This window comes from Faecalibacterium sp. BIOML-A4 (genome assembly GCF_009679665.1).
GTDB classification, from domain to species: domain Bacteria; phylum Bacillota; class Clostridia; order Oscillospirales; family Ruminococcaceae; genus Faecalibacterium; species Faecalibacterium taiwanense.
This window is the reverse complement of the sequence record NZ_WKZG01000001.1, coordinates 18,356-30,805: the sequence shown is the minus strand read 5'-3', so window position 1 is coordinate 30,805 and position 12,450 is coordinate 18,356. Positions and strand designations below refer to the sequence as shown.

9 protein-coding genes and 3 pseudogenes are annotated in these 12,450 nt (G+C 51.8%); all 12 read right to left on the bottom strand.

Annotated features, from left to right (window positions below):
* Nucleotides 1-82: 82 nt before the first annotated feature.
* Nucleotides 83-286 carry a transposon-transfer assisting family protein gene (locus tag GKG34_RS00205; RefSeq protein ID WP_118554225.1) on the bottom strand — a complete coding sequence of 68 codons (204 nt, stop codon included), beginning with the start codon at nucleotides 284-286 and terminating at the stop codon, nucleotides 83-85.
* On the bottom strand, nucleotides 276-1,193 hold the full coding sequence (locus GKG34_RS00200) for an LPD16 domain-containing protein (RefSeq protein WP_173015205.1): 918 nt from the start codon (nucleotides 1,191-1,193) through the stop codon (nucleotides 276-278). The genes GKG34_RS00205 and GKG34_RS00200 overlap by 11 nt, the downstream gene beginning before the upstream one ends.
* Complete coding sequence (locus tag GKG34_RS00195; protein WP_347563411.1) at nucleotides 1,193-3,271, bottom strand: DNA topoisomerase 3; 2,079 nt, start codon at nucleotides 3,269-3,271, stop codon at nucleotides 1,193-1,195. Before GKG34_RS00195 ends, GKG34_RS00200 begins: the two co-directional genes overlap by 1 nt.
* A 55-nt stretch (nucleotides 3,272-3,326) precedes the next feature.
* A complete protein-coding gene (locus GKG34_RS00190; protein WP_154255326.1) occupies nucleotides 3,327-4,055 on the bottom strand; it encodes a DUF4366 domain-containing protein in 729 nt (242 codons plus the stop codon).
* Complete coding sequence (locus tag GKG34_RS00185) at nucleotides 4,039-4,302, bottom strand: DUF4315 family protein (RefSeq protein WP_097785686.1); 264 nt, start codon at nucleotides 4,300-4,302, stop codon at nucleotides 4,039-4,041. Before GKG34_RS00185 ends, GKG34_RS00190 begins: the two co-directional genes overlap by 17 nt.
* A 14-nt stretch (nucleotides 4,303-4,316) precedes the next feature.
* Nucleotides 4,317-6,050, bottom strand: a complete 1,734-nt coding sequence (locus GKG34_RS00180; protein ID WP_154255325.1) for a C40 family peptidase — start codon at nucleotides 6,048-6,050, stop codon at nucleotides 4,317-4,319.
* A pseudogene (locus GKG34_RS00175) lies at nucleotides 6,047-7,531 on the bottom strand (DUF87 domain-containing protein); the annotation flags it as partial. The pseudogene GKG34_RS00175 and the gene GKG34_RS00180, both read right to left, overlap by 4 nt.
* A gap of 118 nt (nucleotides 7,532-7,649) precedes the next feature.
* Entirely contained in the window at nucleotides 7,650-9,446 is a 1,797-nt protein-coding gene (locus tag GKG34_RS00170; protein WP_154255324.1) for a reverse transcriptase domain-containing protein, read from the bottom strand.
* Between the two features lie 559 nt (nucleotides 9,447-10,005).
* Nucleotides 10,006-10,914, bottom strand: a pseudogene (locus GKG34_RS00165) (conjugal transfer protein TraE); the annotation flags it as partial.
* On the bottom strand, nucleotides 10,886-11,251 hold the full coding sequence (locus tag GKG34_RS00160) for a PrgI family protein (protein WP_154255323.1): 366 nt from the start codon (nucleotides 11,249-11,251) through the stop codon (nucleotides 10,886-10,888). The pseudogene GKG34_RS00165 and the gene GKG34_RS00160, both read right to left, overlap by 29 nt.
* 13 nt (nucleotides 11,252-11,264) lie before the next feature.
* Nucleotides 11,265-12,131: a VirB6/TrbL-like conjugal transfer protein, CD1112 family gene (locus tag GKG34_RS00155; RefSeq protein WP_154255322.1), complete on the bottom strand. Its 867-nt coding sequence runs from the start codon at nucleotides 12,129-12,131 to the stop codon at nucleotides 11,265-11,267.
* Between the two features lie 212 nt (nucleotides 12,132-12,343).
* A pseudogene (locus GKG34_RS00150) lies at nucleotides 12,344-12,439 on the bottom strand (Maff2 family protein); the annotation flags it as partial.
* Nucleotides 12,440-12,450: the final 11 nt, after the last annotated feature.

Genomic DNA, 12,450 nt, shown 5'->3' with positions numbered 1-12,450 from the left:
CATTTACTATATGTGATGCTACTAGTATATCACATATTTGAGGGAAGAAAAGATATTCATACTACTTATTGGCCATAAAAATTCAGTCGAGCGGAAATTCCAGCTCGGCAAACTCGGCATCGGTCATAAGTTTCAGCTTTTCAATGACCTGTTCGGACAGTTCTCTCAGGGCAGTTTCATCAGGCATCAGGTAACACTGCATCAGCCGCAGCTCCTGCATCAAACCCGGCCGGGAGCCGGAATTGTAGAGCATCATCAGCGTCAATTCTTCGCCATTAAAGTTCATGAGCATCCCTCACTTTCCGGCACCCAACGGGGCTGCACTCCGGGGCATCGCATTTTTCTTTTGCGCCAGCCAGTGAAGCCAGCTTTTCCAGCGTGGAAGGGCGGCTGTTTAGTCCCAGTTCTTCGGCTTCGGCGGCTCTGTCCATGATAAAATCGTAGTCCTGTATCAGCCGCCGACCTTTTTCCATGTGATGTGCTTCCAGAATTTCTTCCCGGACTTCCTGAATCGTCAGCTCCGGCGCGTCGATTTGGCCGCTGTCCATCACAGAGTAATCGCTGTGATAGAGGGTGTAATCCCAGCCATCGTCACAGGACTGGATGGCAATATAGCCTTTTCCGCCTAGTTCCCATGCACCTGTTTCATCCTGTGTCTGGATTTCCGGGTAATAGCTGGCTCCATTGCGCTCCATGACCTCGGAAAACTGGCAGATGTGGAACATATCGCCCAGTCCACCAACATCAAAATGATACTCGTCCCAATGTTCCAGCCGTGTTGTGAAACTTCGGCCATCCGGGTAGTCCACCTGAATCACACTGCCATTGGGAACACGGTATAAGTCCTTGTAGTTGCTGTCGATGAGCCGCACATCATTCATAGTAATGGACGGATCTTCCCAGATACGCCGCTTGCGAATGCCGGAATCCGGGATGTTGTCGAGGATTCTCACACTTTCAAGCTGGATAGCCCTGCGAGGATCATCGGATAGTTCAAAAAGGAACCAGTTCCGGGCGGCAGGAATAGCATTTCTGCCATCGGGCGGCAGATGCTCAAAGGGAATCTGTCCCTTTTCCAACGGCAGCAGGGTCAGCTTGTCATAGGTGGCGTAGCCAACGCCGGAAGTATTTTCCCGCAGATGCAGGTATTTTTCGTTGTTCAGCAGATAAACGGCTTCATCCTGTACCCTCATCAGCGGCCACCCTCAAATTCCAGCGAAAACTTGCTGCGACCATCGGCTTCGGTAGACAGCAGGACAGTGGCGTTGTATACCTTGCCCTTGGCACTCTTGCAGTCCTTCAGACGGACGCGGCCATCCCGCAGCAGCTTGTCGGCCACATGAGCATCCAGCCGTTTACCCAACCTCTTGAAGAAAGCATTGTCTTTCCACAGCACGAAACGGCAGGGATTGGATTCACAAAACCAGCCCTTTTCACGTTCCACAACAGATTTGCCACAGTTCGGACAGACACCAATCACTTTATTTTTCATAAGCACATTTGCTCCTTTCATGGCCTCGGTGGTGTTCACCAACGAGGAGATCATATCTTTGATTTCAGTCATAAATGTTTCCGACTCCATCTCGCCGCGCTCCACGCACAACAGTTTTGTTTCCCAGTCGGCGGTCATGTCAGCGGACTGGATTTCTTCGGGCATCACAGTAATCAACGCCTTGCCCTTAGCGGTGGGCAGCAGCACCTTGGTTTTCTTGGTGCCCTTGCGCTCCAGAAAGCCCTTCTGCACCAGCTTTTCGATGGTAGCGGCACGGGTTGCCGGAGTGCCGATGCCCTGACGTTCCACGCCTGCCGGCATACTGTCTGCACCCGCTGCCTGCATAGCTGACAGGAGAGTATCTTCCGTGTAGGATTTCGGCGGGGACGTTTGACCCTCTTTCAGTTCTGCACCGGCAACGCTGCACTGGCTCTGCTCCTGCACATCGGGCAGAGCAGCCGATTCTTTCTGCTTGCCCAGCAGTTCGCCCAGCATTTTTCGCTCCGCAGCTTTCCATCCCTCGGACAGCACCACCTTGCCTTTTGCGGAGAACTCCTCTTCGGCGCAGATGGTGGTGAGTGTGGTTTCTGCATAGCGGTGCGGTTCGCCTACGGCGCAGAGCAGCCGTGCGGCAATCAGCCGAAGGACATTCCGCTCCCCGGCAGGGAGTGCGGCAAGGTCTGCTTTTGCCATGCTTTTCGTGGGCAGCAGCGCATGGTGGTCGGTGACTTTGCTGCCATTGATGACCTGCTGTACATGGATGGGAAACGGTTCTTCCACAGCAAACGCTCTGCCCGTATCTGTCACCAATCCCGGAAGGGATGCCGCCATATCCTCCGTCAAAAAACGGCTGTCCGTGCGGGGGTAGGTGATGAGCCGTTTTTCGTAAAGGCTTTGGGCATAATCCAAGGTCTGCTGTGCCGTAAATCCCAGCAGACGATTTGCATCCCGCTGCAATGCAGTAAGGTCATAGAGCTGCGGTGGGCTTTCGGACTTTTCCTTGCGTTCCATCTTCTGCACTGTGACACGTCCCTCCTTTCGGCATTTGGAAAGCAGCAGTTCAGCATCCACTTTCTGTGCAAATCGTTTGCTGGATGCAGTGCCGCCGTCTGCAAGGGTCAGGGCAACCGTGTAGAATTTCTCTGGCGTAAAGGCAGTGATAGCAACTTCCCTCACCACGGTCATGGCAAGCACCGGGGTCATAACACGCCCCACCGCCAAAGGCTGGTTGTACAGACACGAAAAAAGCCGGGAGCAGTTGATGCCAACCATCCAGTCGGCACGTTCCCGGCATAAAGCCGCCTCATACAAGGCATCGTATTCAGTTGACGGTTTGAGATGGGCAAAGCCCTCCCGGATGGCGGTTTCCTCCATGCTGGACAGCCACAGACGAGAAAAGGGCTTTTTGCAGCCTGCTTGCTGGTACACCAAACGGAAAATCAGTTCTCCCTCCCGACCGGAATCGCAACTGTTCACGATGCTATCCACATCCGGGCGGTGCATGAGTTTTTTCAGGATGCCAAACTGCTTTTTGGTGGACGCAGAAACCAAATACTGCCACTTCTGCGGCAGGATGGGCAAATCGGCGATGCTCCACTTGACGTATTTGGCATCGTAAACATTGGGCGGAGCCAGTTCCACCAGATGACCGATACACCAACTGACGAGATAGCCGTTGCCCTCAAGGTAGCCGTCCTGACGGCTGGTGGCACCGAGGACTTTAGCGTAAGCCATGGCAACGGACGGCTTTTCCGCTACGATCAATTTTGCGATAAGAATCCCTCCAATCTGTTTCGGATTACAATATGTAAGGCGGCAAAATGCCGCCTTAAAATCAGATGGGTTCGGTATCTTCCTCGCCGCTTTCTTCCGCCTCATCTTCGGTAGGAATTTCAAAATCGCCCTTGTCCTCGGTATAGTCTGCATCCGGGTCAATGGCTTCTTTTTCAGCTTGCTTTTTATTCTTCTGCTGGATGAAGAAATACGCACCGCCGCCAGCCACCAGTGCAATCAGGGCAACGACACCGAGAAAGCCCGCCGCATACTTCGTGACCTTGTTTTCTTTCGGTGCGTCAGCCGCTTTTTCCGCTTCCTCTGCGGCTTTCTTGGCTTCTTCCTCGGCTTTCAGCTTGTCCTGTTCAGCTTTTGCCGCAGCTTCTTTTTCAGCAGTGTAAGCGTCCGCATCTTCTTCCTCCATCAGAGCCAACAGGTCGGCTTCATCCACAAGGTTCATAAAGTGAACGGTCTGCGCCCCTTTGCTGTTCCTGTCGATGACCAGATAGAAGGTATTGCCCGATTTGCTGACCAGCGTAATAAACTGCTGTCCGCTGCCATCGGAATAATTGGTGTGGTAGTCATCCACCAGCGTCAGATTGCCCTCCGGGGTCAGGGCACCGGAGGTTTCATCCGTGACGGTGACAACATCCTCCTCCACCACTTCCGGCAGAACAGGCTGCTCCACCGGGACGGCTTCGCCCTCAAAGGCAAAGGCGGGAGCTGCCATGCCAGCGCACAGCACCGCCGATACCAGCAGTGCGCCCAGTTTCTTAATCTTCATCTGCATCCTCCTTCTCGAAAGTGGCACCCACGGCGGACAGCGCAGCCGGGTTCGGGGTGGTGGTGGCTGACTGCCGCAGCAGGGCGGCGAGCTGTTCCGGCGTGACCTTTGCAGTCCGAACCATCTCGTTGACCTCAGCAGAATCTTCCTCCTGAATGCGCCGCTCCAGAATCTCGATGCGGTTGTTCAGTTTGATGCGGCGTTCCTTCTCTTTTGCCAGCATCGCCCGCAACTTATCCGATTTTTCGCTCATAGTAACTCCTCCAATCATTTTGAAAGCCGTCCGAACCCGGCGAGATGCTTCTCCCAGTAGGACGAGTGAATGTTTGCGTACTTGATGGGGTCTCCGGCACTGACCATCATGCCGTTGCCGAGGTAGATGCCCACATGGCTTTTCCCCGGCGTATCATACGTTCCCTCGAAGAAAACAAGGTCACCGGGCTTTGCTTCTGCCTCGCTGATGTGCTGGCTCTTGTTCCACAAACCGTTGGCGGTGGTGCGTCCTACATCATAGCCGTTCTGGTTGTACACCCAGCAGACGTAGCCTGAACAGTCAAAGCCGGTTTCTGGGGTAGAGCCGCCCCAGACGTAGGGCGTTCCCACATACTTTTGGGCTTCCTTGTAGATGGCGGCAAATTCCTCGTCCGTCAGAGCTTCTGCCGGAACCTGATAGTCGATGCCCGGTGCGCCGGAGCCATCGGAGCCACCGGGCGGTAATCCGCCGTTGAACAGGTAAGGTCTGCCACCCAAGGTGTCCTGAAAGATCTCGTAGCGTTTCCACTGGTCGTTGTTCAGTTCTTCCCGGATGACCACCTCCAAGCCACGGTTCACCAGTTTGGTGTGGAAAATTCGATACTCATAGGGCACCTGCGTAGGAATTGGGACTCCTGCCGGAGTCATGACCCACACAGTCATATACCGGGTCTGCACCTCCACCCATGTGGTGAGCTTGTACTGCTTTTTGAAGGTCTCCTTCAGCTTGCTCTGCACCTCTGACCGAGTGTAATCGTCATACAGAGTCGTGAGAAAAGAGGTGAGCTGCCACGGGTCGTGCTCGATGGGGTCAAGGTGGTACTGGTACTCGTTGTAGCCGGGGTGATCGGTGGGGGTGCGCTTGATCTTTTTGTCCAGTTCCTTTTCCAGCTTCTTGTAGTCCTGTTCTGCGCCCCGGATGTCCCGGTCCTCGGCAGAATACATGGTCTGCCCGGACACATGTGTGCCGCCGGAAAAGAGGATTCCGCAGGAGGAAAAGCCCGACATCACCATGAGGACGAGCAAAAGAAAAACGCCCACGATCACCAGAACGTGTGCGTTGCCCTTGGCGGCATTCATCAGCCCCTTTACGGCGGTGCTGACGGCAGTTTTGCCTTTCTCCACCGCCTGTTCCACGCCGGACCGGGCGGCAGATACACCGTTGGATGCCGCTTTGCCACCTGCGGTCTGCGCCGCCGTGCCCGACCGGGCGGCGGTATAATAGCTTTTGTGAATTTCTTGCCGCTGTTTCCAGCGGGAAAGCCAGTTGGAGCCGCCCTCACCGGTGCAGGATGCGCCTGCATCTTGTGCCGAGGTCGGCTTCTGCACGGAAGGTTTTGCGGTTCGGGCATCTTTCTTGCCCTGCATCTTGGCTTTCTTCTTAAGTTTGCGGGCGTATCTGCTCTTGGAAATATCCCTGACATTGCCAGCCGCCTTTTCGCCCTCGCTCAGAGCCTGCGTGCCCACATTGTCATCCTCGTACTGGTCGATTTCCCGGTGCACCGCAGACCGGGCGGCATGGGCGGCGTACATCTCCCGCTTCTGCGCCATGCTCAAACGGCTCAGTTCGTCCGGGGTCAGTTCCACCTTGCCAAACCGCAGATGCTGTGCCTTTTCCGCAGCTTTATCTGCATCGGTTTTCAGCTTTTTCTTTTTGGGCACCGTCTGCTCTACCTTGGCTTTTTTCGGGGGAGAACGGGTCTTTTTGGTTGACGTTTCCTCTTTAATGTTCAGCTTCGGTTCACTCATTTCTGTGCGCCCTCCGAAACTTCACCCAACTTGGTGGTCATAATGCGGTAGAGTTCCAAATCGGTGGGGAAACGGTCCACAAACGGCAGAATGACATTTCCGAAAAACAGCAGCCCTTCGCCCTCGCCGGAGTGGGTAACGTAGGAAAGCTGATGGGGCGAAATATTGAGCTGCTTTGCGAGAATTTGCCGGTCTCCCGCCGCCTGATTCAGCATGATAATCATGTCGCTGTTCTCGAAAATATTCTCGACTTCACGAGAAGAAAGGAGGTCTTTCACGTTCTGGGTCAACCCTGTGGGGATGCCGCCCCACTTGCGGAAACGCTTCCAAATCTCGACGGAATAAGCGGCGGTCTGTTCCTCTTTTAAGAGGAGGTGCATCTCATCCATATAATACCGGGTGGACTTTCCGCTGCTGCGGTTTGCCGTGACACGCCCCCAGACCTGATCCTGCACGATGAGCATACCGAGCTTCTTCATCTGCTTGCCCAGTTCCTTGATGTCGTAGCAGACGATGCGGTTATTGACGTTCACATTCGTGCGGTGGTTGAACAGGTTCAGACTGCCCTTGACGTAGATCTCCAGTGCGGTGGCAACATGGTGGGCTTCTTTCTCGTCCTGTTGGAGTAGGGCGTTGTACAAATCCTCAAGGATGGGCATATTCTCCGGGCAGGGGTCCGCAAAATATTTGCGGTAGATCAGATGCACACAGCGGTCGATGACGGTTTTCTCCACCGGCAGCAGCCCTTCCTTGCCGCCCACCACCAGTTCGCACAGCGAAAGGATAAAGTCAGCTTTCAGGGAAAGCGGATTATCTTCCTCCGAATAGTTGGCGTTAATGTCCATAGGGTTGATGAACTGGGTACTGTTGGGGCTGATTTTGATGACCTGACCTTTCAGTCGATTTACCAGCGGAGAATACTCTCCCTCAGGATCGTTCACAATAATATCATCGTCCGTCACCAGAAACGCATTGGTGATTTCACGCTTTGCCGAGAAACTTTTGCCAGAACCGGGAGTGCCGAGGATCAGGCCGTTGGGATTCTTCAGCTTCTTCCGGTCCACCATGATAAGGTTGTTGGACAGGGCGTTCAGGCCGTAATACAGGCTTTCTTTGCCAGACTGGTACAGTTCCTGTGTGGTGAACGGGATGAAGATGGCGGTGCTGCTGGTGGTCAGTCCCCGCTGAATCTCAATCTGACAGTCTGCCAGCGGCAGGCTGCTCATCAGCCCTTGCTCCTGCTGATAGTCCAGTCTGCACAGATTACAGTTGTGCTTCTGGGCAATGGAGCTGGCCTGAAAGACGTTGTTTTCCAGTTCCTGCTCAGTCCTGCCCGTGTTCAGCACCAGAAAGGTAACAAGGAACATCCGCTCGTTCTGGCTCTGCAATTCCTTCAAAAGAGCCTTGGCATCTCTGCCGTAGGTCGCCAAATCCGACGGAATGATGTCGATATCATACCCGGCGCGGATTGCCTTTTTCTGGTGGAGTAGGGAGCTGCCGCCTTACTATCTTGCGATAGCAGGTTTGCATCACCCTCTCCGGGAACCGTACTTACCTCTCTCGAAGTATACGGCTCTGTCATTGTTCGGTCAGAAAAACTCATTGATTGTGAATTAGATGGTGGCAATGCTCACACACTACAAGTGTCTTTCGCCGTTTTGCTAACATTGCGATTTCCCACGGTTCTTTTCCTTTAAGGTTTTTCAGTTTATTGATATGGTGGATTTCGTAACGTTCGCTTTCCGTTGTGCCACAGAGTTCACAAATTCTTGCTTTCAAACGCTTCTCAAGCGGTGTTACCGACTGACCATAAATAATTGCGGCATTGCTAATGCAGTCTGTTGAAATTTTCGCATCTTTACAGTCCATATAGTTGGCGAAATAGCGGCGCTTGGCTTTCTTTTTCGTTTCATAGGGGATACCCCATTCGCCAGTTCCGTCTTTATACATAGCAACAACTTTTGAGATTTTGCTTTTGTGTTTTGCTGCAAGCGTTTTTAGGCAGCTGTATTCCATAAGGTAAGACAGATATTTCAGTTTACAGAAGTTGCTGGCTATTCCGTAATAATTACAAATACCTCTCAACTCATCGTTGTAAACTGTGACTATCTCAAGGTCTGTCAGCCGTAGCAGGGAATTTCTGTGAACGGGAAATAGCTTTCCGTCCTTTTTCTGTATCGCTATACCCTTTGAGAAAATAAAGTTGTGGATTTTGTCATCGAATGGCACTAGCAGTTCAACATGGTTGTTGAGAGTTCTCGCTTTTGTGCCTTTCTTGTTCCGCTTTACTTTCTCACATCTTCTGACACGAACATCAAAACCTAAGAACCGGGCACATTCACTGCTGTGGGTAATAAGTGTCTTTTCTTCGCTGAGTTCCATCTTGAGTGTTTGCCCAATAAACTCAGAGAGTTTGCTCTTAATCCACTGGCAATCCTCTTTACTGCCCTTTACACCAATAATAAAATCATCTGCATAGCGGATATATTTGAGCTTTTTATCCGTCTGTGCTGTGCAAGGAGTTTTCAAAAGTTGTTTGCGGAGTGTTTTACACTCTGCAATCATGCTTTCTCTTTCTACTCCATTCTTTCTGTCGATGTGGTAGCAAAGATTTTTGATTCTATTGTGCAGTTCACGGTATTCCGGGGTGATTTTCCCTTTTTCAGGAGTGTCAAATTCGTCTTTTAGCTGCATGACGAATTTATCAAGTTCGTGCAGATAGATGTTTGCCAGCAACGGTGAAAGAATACCGCCTTGCGGTGTGCCGCTGTAGGTTTTGTGGTAAACCCAATCTTCCAAATATCCTGCTTTTAGAAATTTGTAGACCAGTTTTACGATGCGTGCATCTTTGACCTTGCTGCCGATAAATCCAACCAGTGCATCGTGATTTATATTGTCAAAGCACCCTTTAATATCCCCCTCAACAAACCAACGCACACCACCAAATTGGTACTTCAATTTGTCTAATGCGGTGTGACAGCTTCTTTTCGGGCGGAATCCATGCGAGCAGTCCAGAAAGAGCGGTTCATAAATTGCTTCCAATATCATACGGAGTGCTTCTTGAACCAATTTGTCCGTAAAGGTCGGAATACCTAATGGACGCTTCTTCTTCGGATTGCTTTTCTTTGCAATATAAGTTCGTCGTACTGGCGTGGGCTGATAGGTTTCATCTGCCAAGGACTGAATGATTTTTTCAATCTTAGCTTCGCTGAAACCGTCTGCTGTGTCTTGATTGATACCTTTTGTCGATGCACCCTTGTTCGTGTACAGACGCTGGTATGCCTGATAGTAAATATCTGGGCGCAGCAGATAGCGATACAATCTAGTAAATACTTCTTCCTTATGGGTTAATGAGTCTTTGCTGATTCTTTCTAAAATTTCGGTTGTTGGTTGCAATGAGGTTTTCCTCCCTAATCAACGTTCTATCTTAGTACACAATAACTACGCTCCTTCGCCATGTAAGGGTCATTATCCCTCTCGGACTACTATGAGCGTTCCGTACCCATGCAGGATTTTCAGGCTCTACAGCCATAGCCTTTTCAGGCGTTCCTGTGTAGGGTATCCCCAGTTAACATTGTGTGTAGGGAAATGCGGATTGTCGGTATGCGCTTTCGTTTCCTTGCCATAGGTTCTCCTACAGATTCCATGAACATTGAGATAACCGATGGATGGAAGAGCATCATCCATCGCGTTCATGACAGAGGTTTCAGACATTTTCCTCCGCCTGAAAATAACAGAAATTAGAAACTTGCGTATCAGTAAACCCAACTTCATCCTCGTATCCGCTTAACATGGCGGTTCAGTCGCACAATACTGTCTTTCAGTGACTTACCGCTTTCCTGCCGTGCTCTGTTCCCGTTTCAGCTTTCGCCTTTCGGTTAGGCAGGTTGTTTCCCGCGTTATCCTACGGGGTAGTCCCTTACGCTACACTACACAATGCCCTATCTGGGCGCACCTCCTCAATCTTTGATCTATCGAGTTCGGTGATGGTGTGCTTGATGGTTTTGATAGCCTTGTTCTGGTCAACGGACTGAATGTGCATGGTAACGATCTGCGAGGAATCCATATCCAGAAAGTCCTTCAGAAGCTGGTCGCTGATGTCGGATGCCGTGATGCTCAGAAAGCTGGCGGCGCAAAAGATACCGCCCATCTGGAAGGTGCGGCTGTTCTTGAAGGCAAAGGCGGTGGGTGCAATGGCATCCTTCGTCGAAAGCCCACTTTTTACGAGGTCTTTCCAGTCGAAATGAAACTTGCTGGCACCGTCCATGTTGAACATATCGTGCATGAGTTTCAGCCGCTGGGCACCGTTCAGGGGCTTTGCCTGCACCCCCAGCCGGTGGAAGTTGTTCAGCAGATCGTTCTGGATGTGGTCCAGACGGGGCTTGACCTGCGCCATGCTCTCGCCCTCCACACCAAAGGTGATGAATTTGGTCTTAGTCAGACCATTATTGCCCTTGGCAAGCTGCTGGCGCAGCATCTGGGAATACTCCGCACGAACATCATCGAAACCGTCCTTCTGGTACGGGATACGGATGCTCTTTTCAAACTCGGTGCTGTCGGTCGCCATGTTCACAAAGGACAGCTCAAATTTGATGGAGCTATCAAAGAAGTTCAGGAAACTGCACCATTCCTCGAAAATGGCGGTCCTGTCCTCCTGCTGGGCGAGCTGGTAATTGATGTCCTGATACTGGATGGTGCGGGTGTAGTAGTTGGGCTTCACCCGGCAGGTGCCATCCTCAAACATCCGCTGCATGGGGATAGATTGCTGGGCAGTCCGGGGAATAGCAGGCTTTGCTTTCTGCCTGCGCTTCTGCGCAGACTGGGACTTGCTGTGCTTACCGGTCTTTTTCCAAAACGGGATCATGGGTCACGCCTCCCTTCATAAGCAGTGCATAGTAGTTGTTGGTCTTATAAGGTCGAATCTTCGGGCGCAAGAATCGCGCCTGAACATAGTGCGACAGCAGCTTTTCCATAGGTTGACCGTTTTTCTCGTACATCCCAAGGAAAAACGCCGGCAGCATAACGGCCATCATGCCGAGGGTGGTGGCAGTGTTGCCGCCGGAATCCCGGAGAACAAAAAACAGCGGCACTCCAATCAGTGCCGCCGTGCCGAAACAAAGCAGTTGCCGTTTCGTCAGGTTGAACGCGACCTTCGATTTTACTTTCGTCAGGTCACGGGGAACGGAAATATACGCAGCCAATAAAGCACCTCCTTTAATGCGCTCCGAGGACGGATTTTGTCACGGAGCTTGTCTTGAACAGGCTGAAACAAAGCAGAACGGTGTAGCCCACAATGCTCCAAATGGAGTTGATGGCATCCCCGGAAATCGCTACGCTCTGGATCAGCACAGCGTAAATCGCCACACAGATGAGGATGAGAAAGCCCTGAAAACCCAGCGCAAACAGGCATTTCAGGTAGTTCTGCCCCATGTGCGACTGCTCGTGGTTGCCCCATGTTGCCATGGGGATGGGCGCAAGGCTCACCATGCAATAAATCTCGATCATGCGCCCGTAGACAATGACAAAAATGATGATGCTCAAGATCCGCATGGTGATGCCGATGAAGAAACTTTGCAGGAAAAGCCCGAACAGGGGTCCTACATCCATCTGCATCAGGCTGGATTGCAGCATGGACAAACCAATGTCATTGACACGGGTGTTTCCGGCAATGATGCCGCTGGAATCGGACACCACCTTCTGTGTCAGGTCAAAGACCGCCATCACAATGTCGAAAGTATTGCTGATGAGCCAGACCGACACCGCCGTTTTGAAGATCCAGCGCATGATGAGGGCAGGCTCAAACTGCGCCATGTTGTTGTGCTGGGTGATCATCTCAATCAATTCATAACAGGCGATGAAGGTCAGGATGATGCCTGCAATGGGCAGCACTACATTCCGGGAGAGGGCTTCAATCATCGCAAAAACGCGCGGCTCAAAACTGGAGGGCTTGGTGCCCACCTGCTGGGCGATGTTTCCCACCTGCGTGTTCACATCGTCGAACAAGCCGGAAAGGTTTGACATAATGCCTGCCGTCAGGATGCCTTTGATCCAGTCGGCAATGGCCTTGAGAACGGTTTCCATTCAGCAGTCACCGTCCTTAGCTGAAGTGGTTGATAAGGGTCTTGAGGAGATTCAGGAGAAAAATGATGTGGGTCAAAAACTGCATAAGACACCGCCTTTCATTGATGGGTGGAGATTCGTACCGCAATGCGCTCCTTATGATAAAGGGCTGTTATCCACAGCAGAGATGGAGCGATTGCGTATGTACAGGCGGGAAACCCCGCCTGCGGCTCTTAGCCGAACAGACCAGACAGCAGAGGAATCAGGGTGATGCCCACCAGAGCAACGCCGCCGCCAGCCATGAGCTGCTTCATGCCCTGAGACTTTGCTTATGTGTGAT

Excerpts from the sequence above, each read along its gene's own strand:
- GKG34_RS00155 (WP_154255322.1), bottom strand. The coding sequence starts at position 12,131 with ATGGAAACCGTTCTCAAGGCCATTGCCGACTGGATCAAAGGCATCCTG.
- GKG34_RS00190 (WP_154255326.1), bottom strand. The coding sequence starts at position 4,055 with ATGCAGATGAAGATTAAGAAACTGGGCGCACTGCTGGTATCGGCGGTG.
- GKG34_RS00205 (WP_118554225.1), bottom strand. The coding sequence starts at position 286 with ATGAACTTTAATGGCGAAGAATTGACGCTGATGATGCTCTACAATTCC.
- GKG34_RS00185 (WP_097785686.1), bottom strand. The coding sequence starts at position 4,302 with ATGAGCGAAAAATCGGATAAGTTGCGGGCGATGCTGGCAAAAGAGAAG.
- GKG34_RS00200 (WP_173015205.1), bottom strand. The coding sequence starts at position 1,193 with ATGAGGGTACAGGATGAAGCCGTTTATCTGCTGAACAACGAAAAATAC.
- GKG34_RS00180 (WP_154255325.1), bottom strand. The coding sequence starts at position 6,050 with ATGAGTGAACCGAAGCTGAACATTAAAGAGGAAACGTCAACCAAAAAG.